13 protein-coding genes are annotated in these 17438 nt (G+C 41.6%); 8 read left to right on the top strand and 5 right to left on the bottom strand.

Going from position 1 to position 17438, the window contains the following annotated elements; translation table 11 throughout:
* Positions 1-29: 29 nt before the first annotated feature.
* Positions 30-479: a protein-disulfide reductase DsbD domain-containing protein gene (locus tag HWV01_RS20360; RefSeq protein WP_211673241.1), complete on the bottom strand. Its 450-nt coding sequence runs from the start codon at positions 477-479 to the stop codon at positions 30-32.
* Between the two features lie 211 nt (positions 480-690).
* On the opposite strand from HWV01_RS20360, the gene HWV01_RS20355 reads away from it, so the two are divergent.
* Together HWV01_RS20355 and cobA are read left to right on the top strand one after the other, a co-directional pair.
* Positions 691-1224, top strand: coding sequence for an FxsA family protein (locus tag HWV01_RS20355; RefSeq protein WP_211673240.1), 534 nt, complete (start codon positions 691-693; stop codon positions 1222-1224).
* A 206-nt stretch (positions 1225-1430) separates the two neighbouring features.
* The gene (gene cobA / locus HWV01_RS20350; protein ID WP_211673239.1) at positions 1431-2234 is read left to right on the top strand and encodes a uroporphyrinogen-III C-methyltransferase; all 804 of its coding nucleotides are present in this window, start codon (positions 1431-1433) and stop codon (positions 2232-2234) included.
* Between the two features lie 56 nt (positions 2235-2290).
* Here cobA and HWV01_RS20345 read toward each other — a convergent pair whose 3' ends face one another.
* The gene (locus tag HWV01_RS20345) at positions 2291-2905 is read right to left on the bottom strand and encodes a TetR/AcrR family transcriptional regulator (RefSeq protein WP_211673238.1); all 615 of its coding nucleotides are present in this window, start codon (positions 2903-2905) and stop codon (positions 2291-2293) included.
* 190 nt (positions 2906-3095) lie between these two features.
* Here HWV01_RS20345 and HWV01_RS20340 point away from each other — a divergent pair, with 190 nt between their 5' ends.
* Together HWV01_RS20340 and HWV01_RS20335 are read left to right on the top strand one after the other, a co-directional pair.
* Positions 3096-4292 carry an efflux RND transporter periplasmic adaptor subunit gene (locus HWV01_RS20340; protein ID WP_211673237.1) on the top strand — a complete coding sequence of 399 codons (1197 nt, stop codon included), beginning with the start codon at positions 3096-3098 and terminating at the stop codon, positions 4290-4292.
* Positions 4289-7381, top strand: coding sequence for an efflux RND transporter permease subunit (locus HWV01_RS20335; RefSeq protein ID WP_211673236.1), 3093 nt, complete (start codon positions 4289-4291; stop codon positions 7379-7381). The genes HWV01_RS20340 and HWV01_RS20335 overlap by 4 nt, the downstream gene beginning before the upstream one ends.
* 106 nt (positions 7382-7487) lie before the next feature.
* Here HWV01_RS20335 and aspA read toward each other — a convergent pair whose 3' ends face one another.
* Together aspA and HWV01_RS20325 are read right to left on the bottom strand one after the other, a co-directional pair.
* Positions 7488-8939, bottom strand: coding sequence for an aspartate ammonia-lyase (aspA, locus tag HWV01_RS20330; RefSeq protein WP_211673235.1), 1452 nt, complete (start codon positions 8937-8939; stop codon positions 7488-7490).
* Between the two features lie 281 nt (positions 8940-9220).
* The gene (locus HWV01_RS20325; RefSeq protein WP_249185389.1) at positions 9221-10597 is read right to left on the bottom strand and encodes an MATE family efflux transporter; all 1377 of its coding nucleotides are present in this window, start codon (positions 10595-10597) and stop codon (positions 9221-9223) included.
* A 315-nt stretch (positions 10598-10912) separates the two neighbouring features.
* On the opposite strand from HWV01_RS20325, the gene HWV01_RS20320 reads away from it, so the two are divergent.
* The 3 genes from HWV01_RS20320 (at position 10913) to HWV01_RS20310 (ending at position 15092) form a co-directional block, all read left to right on the top strand.
* A complete protein-coding gene (locus HWV01_RS20320) occupies positions 10913-11203 on the top strand; it encodes a co-chaperone GroES (protein WP_045108838.1) in 291 nt (96 codons plus the stop codon).
* A 66-nt stretch (positions 11204-11269) separates the two neighbouring features.
* Entirely contained in the window at positions 11270-12907 is a 1638-nt protein-coding gene (groL, locus tag HWV01_RS20315) for a chaperonin GroEL (RefSeq protein WP_211673234.1), read from the top strand.
* A gap of 190 nt (positions 12908-13097) precedes the next feature.
* Entirely contained in the window at positions 13098-15092 is a 1995-nt protein-coding gene (locus HWV01_RS20310) for a bifunctional UDP-sugar hydrolase/5'-nucleotidase (RefSeq protein ID WP_211673233.1), read from the top strand.
* Positions 15093-15196: 104 nt separating this feature from the next.
* Here the strand turns inward: HWV01_RS20310 and HWV01_RS20305 are convergent, their stop codons facing one another.
* Positions 15197-16294, bottom strand: a complete 1098-nt coding sequence (locus HWV01_RS20305; RefSeq protein ID WP_211673232.1) for an alkene reductase — start codon at positions 16292-16294, stop codon at positions 15197-15199.
* A gap of 210 nt (positions 16295-16504) precedes the next feature.
* Between HWV01_RS20305 and HWV01_RS20300 the strand changes: the two genes are divergently transcribed.
* Entirely contained in the window at positions 16505-17431 is a 927-nt protein-coding gene (locus HWV01_RS20300) for a LysR family transcriptional regulator (protein WP_211673231.1), read from the top strand.
* The last annotated feature ends 7 nt before the right edge of the window (positions 17432-17438 follow it).

Below are 17438 nucleotides of genomic sequence, written 5' to 3'. Positions count from 1 at the left end.
GTGATGATTCAAATACGGGATAAAACGGTTTATTGGGTAATAAATGTTTTTGTCATGGGTGGGTAACATAGTCCCGCCACTGCACAACCTTGGTAATGAATTGTTATTTTACTTGCTGGTGCTAACGTTGAAAGGGGCACTGAAAACATCAATTCATATTCAAAAATTTCGACATTACCAAAATATTCATCATGATGATCTTTACCTTCTGGTAGGCCGACTATCGTGTACTCATTACCGTTTATTGTTACGCGGAGCTTATTTTTATATAAATAATAGCCCTCGGTAATTTGCCAGAATACATTTAAGTTGTCGGCTTGTTGCAGTTGAGAAAAAACAAATGCATCTTCGACGGGTAAGAATGCAGGGGCGCTCTGTTGTTTATTTGCAAATGGACTAACATTAATATTTGCATACACAGGTATTACGCTTTGGATCACAAAGCTACTTGCGAGTAATAGGGTTAATTTTGCTTTCATTTTTCCAACTTTATTACGTTTTAGTTGTCTTAATTGTGACGTCAGTTACTTAGCATTATGGACTATCGACTAGACTAGAGCTTGAAAACTGGGTTGATTACCCCTATGTTACTTTATATTCTGATCGTTTTGTGCGGATTTTTAGATAACTTAGTGACAAATATATACTCAGCTAAGTCGTCTACTATAACTATATTTTTGAGAGGTTAATGTGTTAGGTCGTTTATTTTTCTTATTTACTGCGATGACATTAATTGAAGTGTATGTGCTGATGTCGATAGGTTCGTTATTAGGTGCAGAGCTGACGATTGGTATTATCATTTTAACGGCGTTTGCTGGTTCGTATTTGGTGCGGAGCCAAGGCATACAAACGGTGCAAAAATTACAAGCGCGTTTAGCTGCAGGTGAAGCACCTGGACAAGAAATTGTAGAAGGCATTATGCTGCTGGTATGTGGTGTGCTACTTGTAACACCGGGCTTTGTTACTGATGCGTTAGGTTTATTGGTGCTTACACCACAAATTCGTGGTCGTTTAGCTAAAGCGATTATTGCCCAATACAAAGATCGTATTATTCCACAACCGACGTTTACGGGTAATGCGCAAGGTTTCCATTATTCGTCACAATCGTCAACGCACTCGTCGCCATTTCAACAACAGCCAGGTGCTGATAATAAGGCCAAAAATGACGGTGTTATTGAAGGTGATTTTGTTGAAGTAGACAAGGATGACAACAAGCTTAATTAATAAGCGATAGACAAATAAATACCAAAAGGCGTGTTCGAAAGTTCACGCCTTTTTTGATCTTGCTTCGCTTGATATAACTTATACTACTCCGCTATTGGTAAGCCTTGCACAGCTATGGTATTTATTAGTGATGTAAAAGCAGTGACAAATAGCGCTGTGAATAGTTGCTAGCCATGAATGGCTGGCGTAGTAGCTAAGGATATAGAATGACTGGACAAGCAGTATCAACAACAGTGAATGAGCTACAGGCCATAAGTCATACAGGGAAAGTAATTTTAGTCGGTTCGGGTCCAGGCGACCCCGATTTATTAACCGTTAAAGCATTACGTTTATTGCAACAAGCCGAAGTTGTAGTACATGACCGTTTAGTGTCCGATGAAATTATCGCCTTGATTCACCCACAAGCAGAACGTTTTTTTGTTGGTAAAAAGGCGGGACATCATTGTGTACCACAAAGTGGCATTAATCAATTATTGGTGGATCTTGCACTGCAGGGTAAGCAGGTGATCCGTCTTAAAGGCGGCGATCCGTTTATTTTTGGGCGTGGTGGTGAAGAGCTTGAAGCCTTATTACCTTTTAACATACCTTTTGAAGTTGTGCCGGGTATTACCGCTGCTTCTGGATGTGCTGCATACGCAGGGATCCCGTTGACTCATCGTAATTATACCCAAGGTGTACAATTTATTACTGGGCATTTAAAAGATGATGCGAATCAGTTGAATTGGCCGCTATTAGGTAAGGCGACGCATACATTGGTGTTCTACATGGGGTTAACACAGAGTGGTGGTATTGCACATAACCTGATTAAACACGGAATGAGTGCAGACATGCCTGTGGCCATTGTGGAAAGAGGCACCAGTCAACTGCAGCGTACATTGCAAGGATCGTTAAAAGATCTGAGTGATCTTGCCGCGCAAGCTGAAAGTCCTTCGCTGATTATCATTGGTCTGGTTACCCAGTTAGCCGCTAAGCTTGATTGGTTTAGCGCCACACTCGCAACGGCTGAATAACATTGTTTAAACTACAATAAATAGGGTTATATAAAGATCATATAACCCTGATCGTTTTAGCTTAACGTCTGGTATCCACGGATAAATAAACGCACAGAACTTTGTAAGTAGTGCTTAATTTCCTGTTCAGATAATGATTCTTCAATATTAAATTCTAACCGTGTCCATTGCTCACCTTTTATTAATGACAATAATTGGATTGCCGCTTGGCGGCAATCGTTTATATCCAGCTCTCCACGGCGGTGATATTCAGCTAAGCAATTAGCTAGCTTGTCGATAACAAAAAGTGGACCAGCCTCAAAGAATAAACGTGATAAATGTGGATGAGCAAGGCACTCTGCGGCACAAACTCGGTGCACAGCCATTGAGTCAACCGACGTTATCATAGCAAAGAAACGCTGTGCGAATAATGTTAAAACAGATTCAACGGGTCCTAGATTTTCTGGTAGTAGTTCTGCTATTCCTGCCAATTCGCACTTATAGGTGATGGCGGTAATAAATAATTCATCTTTATTACCGAAATGGCTATAGACAGTCTGTTTTGATACTCCTGCTAATTTAGCTATGTGATCCATACTCGTAGCGGCGTAGCCATGTTGGGTAAATTGTATTGTTGCCGCATCAAGTATTTGATTTCGCTTTAATTCACTTTTTGCTCTGGGTTTATTCATCTATCTACACCGCTAATAATTGAGTAGACATTATCGCATTAAATGTTGTGCTAGCGTTAATTAATATTAAAGTGGACTGTACCGTCTAGTATGTATTTGCTATTATCCAGATTGGACTCTGGAGTCCATTTTGTGTGGGCTCTGAAATAAAGCGTTGAGTTGGGTTGAACGTAAATAAAGGATAATGATTATGTCTAAAAAGAATCACCTCTCTGTGTTGTATGTAAAACCAGCACAGTGGTTAAGTATATTGCTAATTATGCTTGCATTGCAAGCTTGTAGTGATGTCGTTGCGAATGAAACGCAGGTTGCGTCGCAGTATTTACAAGCAAGCAGTGGGCACTTAACCAAACAAACGAGTTACCAAGTCGAGAATAAGTTTGTTGGTAAGGTGATTGCTAAGCAAGATGCTAATTTAGGTTTCGAGTTCGCAGGCATTATCAAGACGCTACATGTGATTGAAGGTCAGCAGGTTGTTAAAGGTCAATTGCTGGCAGAGCTAGACATACAGTTACTATTAATTGAACGTACTAAGCTCGAAGCACAATTGCAGCAAGCGCAAGCGCAATTTGATTTGATTGAAGCAAATCTAAAGCGGTTAAGTTCGCTAATTTCACGCGGATTTACTTCTGAGCAAAATATCGATGAGCTGTCGTCGCAAAAGCGAGTTATTGCCGCGAAGATCCGCAGTACGTTATCTGCATTGGATGCAAGCCAGTATCATATTGATAAGTCTAAACTGTTAGCGCCATTTGATGGTATTGTTAGCAGCCGCCAAATTGCCGAAGGCGAAGTGGTTGCTGCTGGTACTACGGCATTTAGATTATTACAAACAGGTGCGTCCGAGGTCACGGTTGGTGTACCAGCAAGTTTTATTCCTCAGCTGCAAGGCAAGGATCATCAAGTCGAAATTGCTGGTGTTAATTACGCTGTTCGTTTACTTAGCATGGGTAACGAAGTGGATAAGGTGACCCGAACGATAAGTTTACGCTTCACATTGGTTGATAACAGTCCTGTTTATAATGGCCAATTAGCTTATTTGTCTTTGTCGCAGGAGTACCAAGAACCGGGTTACTGGATCCCATTAAGTGCCATTACTGATGGCGTGCGCGGTATGTGGAATATTTATACCTTAGAGCACGATAGACTACAGAAGGATCTTGAGGATCATTCGACAGATGAAGTTTTTCAGTTAAAAAGCACTACAGTCACGATATTACATGCCACTGAAACAGCTGCATACGTACAAGGTGATCTGCAGAGTAATCAGGCGTATGTGAATACCGGTATTCATCGTTTCGTGCCGGGGCAAAAAGTAAGGGTTAATCATCAGCAAGCGTTTGTAAATAAAGCGTCATATTCTGCAACTACGGAGAATGAAATATGATTAAGGCGTTTACTGAAAATAATCGTCTGATAGCACTGCTGATTACTTTATTAATTGTCGCGGGATTAGGCTCATTATCAACACTGCCACGTACGGAGGATCCTAGGATCACGAACCGTAATGCCAGTGTGTTGACTATACTGCCTGGCGCGAGTGCTGAGCGTGTTGAAGCTATGGTAACTGAAAAAATTGAACAGAAGTTACGTAAACTTGCTGATATTAAGCATATTACGTCGACATCTAGAGCGGGAATTTCAATTGTACAGTTAGAATTACACGATACTAACTATGATCCTGTACCAGTGTGGTCTCGAGTTAGAGATCTGCTTAATGATGTAACAAGTGAGTTGCCGCCAGCAGCAATTGCACCACGTTTAGAAGACGATAGGGGTTATGCCTACACGCAGTTAATTGCAGTTAAATGGCAAGGAAATAGCGCTGTTGATTTAACTACATTAGGTCGTTACGGTAAAGAATTACAGAGTCAGTTAAAGGTTATTTCGGGTACTGATATTGTCAGTTTGTTTGGTCGTGGTGAAGAGCAAATATTGGTAGAAATAGATAAGCATTTAGCGGCTAATTTGTCCTTATCGACACAAGCTATTTCGAATATTATTTTAGCTGCTGATGCCAAGGTATCTGCGGGTAACATCATCAATGACTATAATCAAATGCAGATTGAAGTGGCTGGATCGTTTGACTCTGTCGATCGGATCCGTCACATCCCTCTGCTTAATGACAGTAAAGGTGGTGTGGTTCGTTTAGGTGATATTGCCAACGTTAGTAAAAAATTACAATGGCCAGCTCAAGAGGTTGCATTGGTTGATGGTCAATACGCCGTTGTTATATCGACTCGTATGTTACCTAACTTACGAATTGATAAGTGGAGTGAAAAAGTTGATGAGGTCGTAGCTGGATTTACTCAAAGACTGCCAACTTCATTAACTACTGAAGTGCTTTTTGATCAATCCACATATACAGAAGATAGGCTGCAAGACCTAGTGAGTAATATCCTCATTGGTTTTTCGATTATTGCTGTGGTGCTGTTAGTGACTTTAGGCTGGCGCGCAGCTTTAATTGTCACGTTATCTCTCCCTTTAACTGTATTGTTTACTTTGACCGTGATGAATTATTACGGATTACCTATTCATCAAATGTCTGTTACTGGCTTAGTTGTTGCTTTGGGCATTATGGTTGATAACGCGATTGTAATGGCTGATACCATCCAAAAACGTCGTCAACAGGGGTTGGCTGCCAGCGTTGCGGTGCAAGGTGCGATTAAGCATTTATGGTTACCTTTACTCGGCTCTACACTCACTACTATATTGGCTTTTATGCCAATTGTGATGATGCCTGGTCCTAGCGGTGAGTTTGTCGGTGGCATTGCCCTGAGTGTGATCTTTGCCTTAATCGGCTCGTATTTAGTTTCGCATACGATTGTAGCAGGACTCTCTGGTCGTTTCCTCGCGGGAAATTCACAAGGTAAATCAGCACGTACAGCGACGTGGTATAATAATGGCATTGAATTACCGGGTTTAGCACGGACTTTCCGCCAGTCACTAGTATTGGTATTGGCTAGACCTAAGCTCAGTATTGCTTTGGTATTTATCTTACCTTTGAGTGGTTTTATGTTGGCTAAACAGTTGGATGAACAGTTTTTTCCAGCTTCGGATCGTGACATGTTCCATATTGAATTATTTATGCCTGTACAAACCAGTATTGTTGCCACTGAAGCAGTGACTAAAACCATTAGCGAATTATTGGCAAAGCAACAAGGTATTAGTAAAGTACGTTGGTTTATTGGTAACAATGCCCCGTCTTTTTACTATAACTTGATGCCGAATAAAGATGGTGCGCAGTATTATGCCCAAGCTATGATTACTGGTGATAGTTTCCAACGTGTTAATGAGCTGATCCCTGAATTACAAATTTTGCTTGATGATGCGATCCCTGAAGCACAAATATTAGTGCGTAAATTAGAGCAAGGCCCTCCGTTTAAAGCCCCTATCGAATTACGCTTGTTTGGCCCTAATTTAGATACCTTGAAAGCCCTAGGGGATGAAGCAAGGCGGATCTTAATTGGTACTGAAAATGTGATCCATACGCGTGCAACAATCCAACCTGGGTTACCAAAAGTATGGTTAAAAATTAACGAAGATGTCAGTCAGCTAGCTGGTTTAACATTGACTGATGTGGCAACACAATTACAATCGACATTACATGGTACGGTAAATGGTTCTATTATCGAAGCAACGGAATCGATTCCAGTTCGCGTACGTATTGCCAATGATCAGCGCAGTAGCTTGTCTGACCTCGCTAACATTAGTCTTAGTTCTCCACAATCACACAGTAGCATCCCACTGGTGGCACTAACGGAGCTGGCATTAGAGCCGAGTCGTGGTGCTATTCCACATCGAGATGGTGTACGGGTTAATACTGTCGAGGGTTACTTAGTTGCGGGGACGCTTCCGTCGACTGTGCTCAATGAATTTTCGGACCGCTTAGCGAGTGAAAACTTTGTATTACCGCCGGGCTACAGTATGGAGTTTGGTGGCGAGTCAGCTAAACGTAATGAGGCTGTGGGTAAACTTTTAGCGAGTGTTGGCGTTATCATGATGTTACTTATTATTATTGTGGTACTGTCCTTTAACTCGTTCCGTTTGGGTGGTGTGATTGTATTATCCGCTATTCAATCGGTGGGACTGGGCTTACTCAGTGTGTACGTATTTAATTACCCGTTTGGTTTCACTGTTATTATTGGTTTACTTGGCTTGATGGGATTAGCGATTAATGCCGCAATTGTAATTTTGGCTGAATTAAAATCAGATCCGAAAGCGGTCGCTGGCGATACCGATGCCATTATTAAGGCCATCACCAGTTGTACTCGCCATATTACTTCAACGACGATCACTACGGTGGGGGGATTCTTACCATTAATCTTAGCGGGTGGTGGTTTCTGGCCGCCGTTTGCTATTGCCATCGCGGGTGGGACGGTATTAACGACTTTATTATCGTTTTATTTTGTACCTGCGATTTTCGTATTAATGAGTCGTAAAAGACCCTTTGAGGTAACGGCTGTCGCAGCTTAGTTGTAAAGGTAATTAAAGAATCGCCGTACAGGTTATTTGAGATATAAAAAATCCCCGTTACTGTATATGGCAGTAACGGGGATTTTTATTCAAACTGCTAACTTATTTAAATTGCTTTCGCGAAACGTTGTGCTGTGTATTTTGGATTCATTAAGTTTTCGATAGAGAAGATTTCATCTAACTCAGCTCCTGACAATAAGCCGCGCTCTAATACTACTTCACGTACACTCTTACCTGTTTCAGCACAGATTCGACCGATAGTATCGCCTTCATGATGACCAATGAATGGGTTTAAGTAAGTGATGATACCAATTGAATTGAGGACGAAGTCTTGGCATACCTTACGGTTAGCGGTAATGCCTTTGACACATTTATCTTGTAGTGAGAAACAGGCATTTTCTAATAATGTCAGTGATTCAAATAGGCATTGACCAATCACAGGTTCCATGACGTTTAATTGTAATTGACCGGCTTCTGCTGCCATAGTGATGGTAATGTCGTTACCACACACTTTAAATGCTACTTGGTTAACCACTTCTGGAATCACTGGGTTTACTTTTGCTGGCATGATTGAAGAACCTGCTTGCATTTCGGGTAGGTTAATTTCATTTAAACCAGTACGTGGGCCAGAAGACAGTAAACGTAGATCGTTACAAATCTTCGATAGTTTCACTGCGAAACGTTTTAATGCACTTGATAGCATCACATAAGCGCCACAGTCTGATGTTGCTTCCACTAAATCTTCTGCTGGCACAAATGGGTGACCGGTAATTTCAGCTAATTTTGCAATAGCTAACTCTGAATAACCTACAGGTGTATTTAAACCAGTACCAATTGCAGTCGCGCCTAGGTTAATTTCGAGCAGTAATTCTTGGCAACGTTTAATGCTTTTTATTTCTTCTCTGAGGGTAATGCCAAAAGCACGGAACTCTTGACCTAATGTCATCGGCACCGCGTCTTGTAATTGGGTACGACCCATTTTTAATACGTCATTAAACTCTTCTGCTTTGGTTAAGAAGGTTTCGCTTAATGAGGTTAGCGCAGCTAATACAGCGTTACTACGTTCAAACAAAGCAACGCGGAAACCAGTAGGATAGGCATCGTTGGTACTTTGACTTTTATTGACGTGATCATTTGGGTTGATGTGGCTATAAGCGCCCTTAGTATGCCCCATTTGCTCTAGTGCAATATTAGCTAATACTTCGTTGGTATTCATGTTTACCGATGTACCTGCGCCACCTTGGAATGCATCAATCGGGAATTGAGCGTAAAATTTATCAGTCGCCAGTAATGTGTCACAAGCATTCACAATTGCGTCACTAATGTGTGGTGGGATAGTGCCTAAGATACCATTGGCAAGTGCTGCTGCTTTCTTCGTTTTTACCATGCCACGTACAAATTCAGGACAGTCACCGATCTTCTCACTACTGATATGGAAGTTTTCCATCGCTCTTAATGTGTGAATACCGTAATAAGCTTTCGCGGGTATTTTTTTAACACCTAATAAGTCTGTTTCTAAACGGGTTTCTTGAGTAAAATCGGTTGCTAATACAGTCATTAGTACACTCTGCTATGTGATCAAAACGTAGGAAGGAAAATAAAAATCATGTGCGGATAATACGTTGTATTTTGTTAATAAAGTGGGCTTAGATCACCTTTTTCAACAAAGTTTTAAGAATGCTAAATATATTTTATTTTGGCCTAAGAAACAGCAAGTTTGTTGGATTATTAGTGAATATTCGTGCTGTAAATTTGGTGTTTATGGCTTGATTCATTAACACGGGAAAATTGGTGAACATGTATGCTGTTTAGCTGATTTCCATTGTCTCATTCACTGCGTTACTTTAGCTGAAATTCATTCTCTAATTTATCGCCTAATTCATTACGCAGCTCGATGCGTAATTGCTGGGCGTAATATAAAGCTAATAAACCGACTAAAACATTGGCGCTAGCGATACCAAAGAAAACACCTTTTTCACCATAATAAAAACCACCAAGACTCGATAGACTAATGATTAGCAGAGAGCGCAGCACGCTAAGACTCAGTGCTGGCATAGGTCGATTAAAGCCGTTTAAACTAGACGCGACCGCCATCATAATACCCTGCATAGCAAAAGTCGCAGGAATAATATAAAGGTATAACGATAAGTGGCTGATCACCGCCGCATCATCACTGAATAATGTCGCTATATAAGGGGCAGCTAAGGCAATGATTAGATAAATGCTTAATTGTGAAATTAGCGAGTAACGGATCGCCAGTTTGATCGCGGTTAAGCAACGCTGCGGATTCTTCGCTGACGAGTTTTGAGCGATGAAAGGCGAGAGCATCGAACTGACCGCAATCATGCCGATTAATAAAATCGCTTCCAGCCGTGTTCCTGCGCCATAAGCGGCCACAGCTGTGGTGCTAAACGCCGCTAATTGCCACATCACAAAGGCATTGTTTACTGGACTCAGCATATTGGTCAAAGAGGCTGGCAACCCTATCGCCGCAATCTTACGCCAATTTTTTAACATGTTGGCTAGGTTTGGTTTGGTTAATAGCAATAACTGTTCACGATAACGCAATAAGTAAATCGCCACTGCAAAGGTAATTAACCAGGATAAACCAGACGCAATAGCAGCGCCTTTTACACCGAGTTCAGGAAAAGGACCTATGCCAAAAATAAGTAATGGGTCGAGTATGCCATTCATAAAACCAGCAATGATCATGACTCTGCTTGGGGTTTTTGTATCACCAGTGGCGCGAATAGCGGCATTGCCAACCATAGGGATAACGAGGAAGGGGATCGCGACATACCAATAGAACATATAATCTTGAATGTAGACCATTAAAGTATCTGTCGCACCCAGCAACCGAAATAATGGTTCTATGCTGTTAATGCCAATAACAGCGACGGTTAATACAGTAGTAAGTGCTAACAATAGTCCGTCAGAGGTTAATCGCGCCGCATCTTGGTGCTGACCTTGACCTAATAAACGCGCTAAGCAAGCAGATAAACCCGTGCCTAAGCCCATGGCTAATGCGGAAACAAAAAAGGTGACAGGGAAAGTAAAACTGATCGCGGCTAAGGCTTGCGTACCCAGCAAGCTAACAAAGTAAGTGTCCACTAAGCTAAAGCCAAGTACAGCTAATAAACCATAGGCCATAGGTACTGCCATTTTTGTCATTACCTGAGAGACGGGTGCCGAGAGAAGGCCGTGTTTATCTTTCAATACTGATTACCTAAAATGTTCGCTAACGTGATGGCTAAAAAGTCACTGAGAAGGTTTATGGACTAAATTTAGTTCGGGTTATATTACGCGTTTCTTCGTCAACAAAAAGTTTTGTTTTATACTTTTACCTGACATTTACATTTATATTTATAGAAACAATCTAAATACGCTATGTTAGGTGTGAATTTATTAACTATTTTTCGCTTTTCCCTTGAGTTGGAAAGCAGTTGCCCCGATATATTACTCCATAGTCATGGTGTCGGTAAATAATCGGCCATTGATATTCGCAACATGTATTCTTTAGGAGATCTTTAAATGACAATTCGTCCACTACACGATCGCGTGATCGTTCGTCGCCAAGAACAAGAAACTAAATCAGCAGGCGGTATCGTACTTACTGGTGCATCTGCGACATTATCGACACGCGGTGAAGTTATTGCTGTTGGTAACGGCCGTTTATTAGATAGCGGTGAAGTACGCCCACTGGCTGTTAACGTTGGCGATACTGTTATTTTTAGTGAAGGCTATGGCGTTAAAACTGAAAAGCTAGAAGGCAAAGAAGTTTTAATCATGAGTGAAGCTGATATTTTAGCTATCGTTGAATAAATTTAAACATTTATTTTTGATAGACCTAATACCAAAAAATTAAAAGATTTTAAAAGGACAATTAAGATGGCTAAAGACGTAAAATTCGGCTTAGACGCACGCGATAAAATGCTTAACGGCGTAAACATTCTTGCGAATGCAGTAAAAGTAACATTAGGCCCTAAAGGTCGTAACGTTGTAATCGATAAAAGCTTCGGTGCACCACTGATCACTAAAGATGGTGTAACAGTAGCAAAAGAAATCGAGTTAGAAGACAAATTCGAAAATATGGGCGCACAAATGCTGAAAGAAGTTGCTTCTCAAGCAAATGAAGCGGCTGGTGACGGTACAACTACAGCAACAGTGCTTGCACAAGCAATCGTTAATGAAGGCCTAAAAGCCGTTGCTGCGGGCATGAACCCAATGGATCTGAAACGCGGTATTGACCAAGCGGTTAAAGCTGCAGTTACAGAACTAAAAGAACTGTCAGTACCTTGTTCAGATACGAAAGCAGTTGAACAAGTTGGTACTATCTCGGCAAACTCTGACGCAAGTGTAGGTAAAATCATTGCTGAAGCAATGGATCGTGTTGGTAAAGAAGGTGTTATTACGGTTGAAGACGGCCAAGCACTGGAAGACGAACTCGATGTTGTTGAAGGTATGCAGTTCGACCGTGGTTACCTATCACCTTACTTCGTAACAAACCAAGAAACGGGTAGCGTTGAATTAGAATCACCATTTATCTTATTAGTAGATAAGAAAGTGTCTAACATTCGTGAACTACTACCTGTACTTGAAGGCGTAGCTAAAGCATCTAAACCATTATTAATCATTGCTGAAGACCTTGAAGGCGAAGCACTGGCTACATTAGTAGTGAACAACATGCGTGGTATTGTTAAAGTTGCAGCTGTTAAAGCACCTGGCTTTGGCGACCGTCGTAAAGCAATGTTACAAGATATTGCAATGCTAACTGCTGGTACTGTTATCTCTGAAGAGATCGGTATGGAGCTAGAAAAAGCTACTGTTGCAGAACTTGGCCAAGCAAAGCGTATCATCATCACGAAAGATGAAACAACGATCATTGATGGTATCGGTGACGAAGCGACTATCCAAGGTCGTGTAGCTCAAATCCGTAAGCAAATCGAAGATTCGTCTTCAGATTACGATAAAGAGAAACTACAAGAGCGTGTTGCTAAACTTTCTGGCGGTGTTGCGGTAATTAAAGTTGGCGCAGCAACTGAAATCGAAATGAAAGAGAAAAAAGCCCGCGTTGATGATGCATTACATGCAACTCGCGCAGCGGTTGAAGAAGGCGTTGTAGCTGGTGGTGGTGTTGCACTTGTTCGCGCTGCTGCAGCAATCCAAGGTCTTGAAGGTGATAACCAAGATCAAACAGTCGGTATTAAAGTTGCACTAAGAGCAATGGAAGCACCATTACGTCAAATCGTGCAAAATGCTGGTGATGAAGCATCTGTTGTGGCAAACAACGTTCGTGAAGGCGAAGGTAGCTACGGTTACAACGCTGGTTCAGGTGAATATGGCGACATGATTGCGATGGGCATCTTAGATCCAACTAAAGTAACACGTTCAGCACTACAGTTTGCTGCATCTGTTGCGGGTCTTATGATCACGACTGAAGCAATGATCACTGACGTACCTGTTGATGCATCAGGACCATCTATGCCTGATATGGGCGGAATGGGTGGAATGGGCGGCATGATGTAATCGCAAATTAGCGACTACATCTCTGTCTTTAGTGGTTAAACGCTAAGCCTCAGAACAATGAAAAAGCCTTAACTTGATATTTTATATCGTGGTTAAGGCTTTTTTTGTGGCTGCAGTGCAAAGATTTTATTCGGCTTAGTTGTTATCATTCAACGCACTTAATCTTAATCCCTGACCGTAAAGGAATATCATGACGTTTTCAAAACCGTTTACCGCACGCTTAACCGCTGTTTCTGTCGCGTTATTATTAGCTGGCTGTGCTCAAACATCACAACCTGACGATGTATTTAACCTGACTGTTGCCCATATCAATGATACCCATTCCAACTTCGATCCTGTGAAGTCGAGTTTTACTGCGAATGGCGACAGGGTTTATAACGAATTTGGTGGTCATCCTCGTTTAAAAACCATGTCTGATGAGTATAAGCAGGAAGCAGAGCAAAATGATGAAAGCTTTTTGTTCTTACATGGCGGTGATGCGTGGCAGGGCAGTGCGTACTTCAAGTTAAATGAAGGCGCGATGAATGCAGACATCTTAAGTATGTTTGGTATCGATGCAATGGCATTAGGTAATCATGAATTCGATCTTAACAATGCGAAACTTAATCAATTCATCAGTGACATTAATTTTCCGGTATTAGCAGCAAATGTCGATACCAGTGAGGATGCAGATTTAAAAGACCAAACCAATTTACGTCCTTTCATGGTGTATGCGTTTGATGGTAATAAAAAGACGGCGTTGACGGATTTAGATAACCTACCTACAGATAAAGACTTGGTGGCGGTATTTGGTTTAGCACTGGATAACATGGCTAATATTGCACCGAATACGGGTGATGTTAAATTCTTAAATATGGTGACTTCTGCACAAGCGACCGTTGATATGTTGAAAGCGAAAGGCGTGAACAATATTATCGCCTTAACGCACATTGGCAATGCGGTAGACGTCGATGTAGCAAGTAAAGTAAACGGCATTGACTTGATAGTAGGTGGTCACTCACATACGTTGTTAGGTGATTTCACTAACCTTGGATTACACAATAACGGCACGTATGCGCAGATGGTGAAAAACCCAGATAATATGGGTCAAACCTGTGTGGTACAAGCGGGTGAATATGCACAAGCAATTGGTCGTTTACAAGTAAGTTTTAATCAACAAGGTGACATCGTTAACTGTAATGGCCATAACGTATTACTGAGCAATGATGAATTCTATTCACAGCCATCACGACAAGCGAGTGAAAAGTTTGATACAGCAGCGACGCAAGGTGTGGTTGAGTTTATTGATCAAGCAGACAACATCACAATCACCGCTGAAGAAGCGGCAATGCGTAAACGTATTGATGTGAACTACAAGCCAGCTGTTGATAACGCTTACGGTAAAACCATTGCTCAAGTACCAGTAGAATTAAAACATGAACGTCGTCCTGGCGATCGTGGCAGTGATAAACATGGTTCTGATGTAGCGCCTATTTTAGCTGAAGGCCAGTACTTCTGGGCAAATACAGCCGAAGTTCAAAAAGTAACAGGGATGAAAGTTGATTTTGCTTTAATCGGTGCTGGTGGTATTCGTACTAACATTGAAGCGGGTGAGTACCGTGCGGGCAACGTGTCGTTAGAAATGCTGCCATTTTCTAATTTTATGTCTGTAGTACCTGTGTCGGGTAAAGTGATTAAAACATTAATTAACGACACGGTCAGTGCAACACTTGCTGCTGGTTCACACGCAGGTAAATTCCCTTATGGCGGTCACATCCGTTATAGCTACACAGAAACAGTCGCTAACAAAGCGGGTAAAGTTGATTTTGTGGAAGTGATGAGTGGTACAACTGATGCGCCGTCATGGACTGCGATTGAAGATAGCAAAACTTATAATGTTGCGTTAAACAACTACAACGCGACGGGTAACGACGGTTGGACTCCGTTCTATGAAGCACAAAAGAACAGCTCTAAGCGTGTTGATTTGGCGTACGTTGATGGCAAGCTAACTGGTTTTAAAGTGAAGAATATTGCAAAGCTTGGTAAGAAATACAAAGTAAATTACCAAGGTGAAGCGCCAAACTGTAAAGCGGCGAACACTGTGTGTAATACCGATGCACAAGCGGTCATTGATTACATCAGTAGTGAACGTAATACATTAACGCCACTTAACTATGAAGTAGTGACGTTTAATCGCGCACAGTAGTGTACTAATCGCGACAGCTTAAGCAAACTGAATAGTCCTGCAAATTAATCGAATCCTCAGCCTTACTGACGAGACTGAGGATTTTTTTATCTTCAATGGTGCAATTAAAGAGTATCGAGAGTTGGATAGTCAGTGTAACCAAGTGTGTTACCACCAAACAGAGTCGCGCCGTCTAAGTCAGCGAGTTCATTGTTGTTCTTTAAACGTGAAACCAAGTCTGGATTTGACACGAATGGACGACCGAAGGCTACTAGGTCAGCGTAACCTTGGCTTAGTATTTCATTTGCACGTTCTTGCGTGTAGCTACCCGCGACAATGATGGTGTTAGTGAAAATTTGTCGCAACTCAATACGAAAGCTCTCAGGGATAACGGGTGCATCATCCCAATCTGCTTCTGATAAGTGCATGTAAGCGATATCACGCGCTTGTAATGCTTTTGATGCATTAAGGATTGTTGGAACGATATCTGGGCAGTCCATATCTTTAAATGTGATGAATGGAGCAAGGCGAACCCCCACCTTATCTGCACCGATTGCTTCAATTACAGCATCAACAACTTCAAGTAAGAAGCGGAGACGGTTCTCACGCGTGCCGCCATAGTTATCAGTACGCTTGTTTGAGTTTGTGCGAAGGAATTGGTCGATCAGGTAACCATTACCACCGTGGATCTCAACCCCATCAAAACCCGCTTCTACAGCGCGTTTTGCAGCGTAAGCAAAATCGCTAATAACGCGATTTATGTCGGCTTGATTCATCGCTCGGGGTTGAATGCAATCAACCATGTTGCCGTTACCTTGGTCATCAGAAATCCAAACTTTAGTTTCAACTGGTGCTAGGGCTGAAGGTGCGATAGGTAGTTCACCTTTCTGGAATGTAGGGTGAGAAACGCGACCCACATGCCATAGTTGGCAAAACATAGCGGCACCTTGGTCGTGTGCAGCTTTAGTTATTGGTTGCCAGCCTTTTACTTGTTCGTCGGTGTAAACACCTGGAGTGAATGAGTAACCCTGAGAATCATCTGAAATTTGAGTCGCTTCAGAAATGATTAAACCAGCAGTTGCACGTTGCTTGTAGTATGTTGCCATCATTTCATTTGGTATGTTACCTGGTTGACTTGTGCGAGCGCGGGTCATTGGAGCCATGACCACTCGGTTTTGTAAATCCAAATCTTTTAAGTTTGTTTTCTGAAATAATTTACTCATCGGTGTTTCCATGATTTTTCCTTAGTAAGTCGAAATGACTATTAATGATTAAGGCGAGTTAAGTTGGAGGACAGCGGCTGCAGCGTAAAGGAACATGCCTGGACCCGTATTGCTTCCGTTAATGATTGTTATTATATTCCTTCGTTTAATTTTGATAATTGGATAAAATGTGAAATCATTATTCGGATAAACTGAATAATAGGGGGGTAGATGGATAAATTTTCTGATATGACCATGTTTGTGAGCATTGTTAAACACCATGGGCTCGCTGCAGCGGGTCGTGATCTAGGTCTTTCTCCTGCGACAATGACTGCTAGACTTCAGGCTCTTGAAGAAAGGTATGGTGTGAAGCTACTTAACCGAAGCACAAGGCATGTGTCGTTGACGGATTCTGGTGAGCTTTATCATAAAGCCTGTATTGAGATATTAGAGAATGTAAGTGAAACCGAAAACCTTATCCTAAATGGTGTAAAAGAAGTGAAAGGTTCACTAAAAATCTCAGCGCCAAAGGACATAGGTAAGCAATACATTCTGCCTATATTGTCTGAGTTCTGTAAGCAATATCCAGATGTGGTGCCGTATCTATATCTGAACGATGATGTTTCTAATATTGCAGAATCGGGTATCGATATTGTTATTCGGTATGGAGAGCTTGCTGACAGTAGTTTGATATCTCGACGACTATCATCCAGTCAACGAGTGCTATGCGCATCGCCAGAATACCTCGCAAAGCACGGCACGCCATTAACGCCACAGGACTTGGTTAATCATGATTGTCTCGCAATGATCCGTAGTCATGAGGAACTGAAAACATGGCACTTTCAAGATCAAGACAAGAAGAACGCGATCACTGTTATCCCTAAGCGATTCTCAGATGATGGTGAAGTGATTCGATATTGGGCATTAGAGGGGGCGGGGATAGCGCTTAAATCTATTCTAGATGTGCAAGATGATATTCATAATTTACGCCTTGTTACCGTGCTTAATGGCTATATGACGAATTTTAATACATCAACTTCAGTATCAAGCGCAGATTTAAATGTGGTGTATATTAGTAAGAAGTACCAACCGAAACGAATTAGACTATTTTTGGACTTTTTGTTTGATAGATTCAGCGGTATGACTAAAAAGCAGTAGGTACGGA

The sequence above is a fragment of the Moritella sp. 5 genome, assembly GCF_018219455.1.
GTDB lineage: Bacteria > Pseudomonadota > Gammaproteobacteria > Enterobacterales > Moritellaceae > Moritella.
The sequence above is the reverse complement of the archived record's forward strand: the minus strand, read 5'-3'. Positions and strand labels throughout refer to the sequence as shown.

Excerpts from the sequence above, each read along its gene's own strand:
- HWV01_RS20360 (WP_211673241.1), bottom strand. The coding sequence starts at position 479 with ATGAAAGCAAAATTAACCCTATTACTCGCAAGTAGCTTTGTGATCCAA.
- cobA (WP_211673239.1), top strand. The coding sequence starts at position 1,431 with ATGACTGGACAAGCAGTATCAACAACAGTGAATGAGCTACAGGCCATA.
- HWV01_RS20345 (WP_211673238.1), bottom strand. The coding sequence starts at position 2,905 with ATGAATAAACCCAGAGCAAAAAGTGAATTAAAGCGAAATCAAATACTT.
- HWV01_RS20340 (WP_211673237.1), top strand. The coding sequence starts at position 3,096 with ATGTCTAAAAAGAATCACCTCTCTGTGTTGTATGTAAAACCAGCACAG.
- HWV01_RS20335 (WP_211673236.1), top strand. The coding sequence starts at position 4,289 with ATGATTAAGGCGTTTACTGAAAATAATCGTCTGATAGCACTGCTGATT.
- aspA (WP_211673235.1), bottom strand. The coding sequence starts at position 8,939 with ATGACTGTATTAGCAACCGATTTTACTCAAGAAACCCGTTTAGAAACA.
- HWV01_RS20320 (WP_045108838.1), top strand. The coding sequence starts at position 10,913 with ATGACAATTCGTCCACTACACGATCGCGTGATCGTTCGTCGCCAAGAA.
- groL (WP_211673234.1), top strand. The coding sequence starts at position 11,270 with ATGGCTAAAGACGTAAAATTCGGCTTAGACGCACGCGATAAAATGCTT.
- HWV01_RS20310 (WP_211673233.1), top strand. The coding sequence starts at position 13,098 with ATGACGTTTTCAAAACCGTTTACCGCACGCTTAACCGCTGTTTCTGTC.
- HWV01_RS20305 (WP_211673232.1), bottom strand. The coding sequence starts at position 16,294 with ATGAGTAAATTATTTCAGAAAACAAACTTAAAAGATTTGGATTTACAA.
- HWV01_RS20300 (WP_211673231.1), top strand. The coding sequence starts at position 16,505 with ATGGATAAATTTTCTGATATGACCATGTTTGTGAGCATTGTTAAACAC.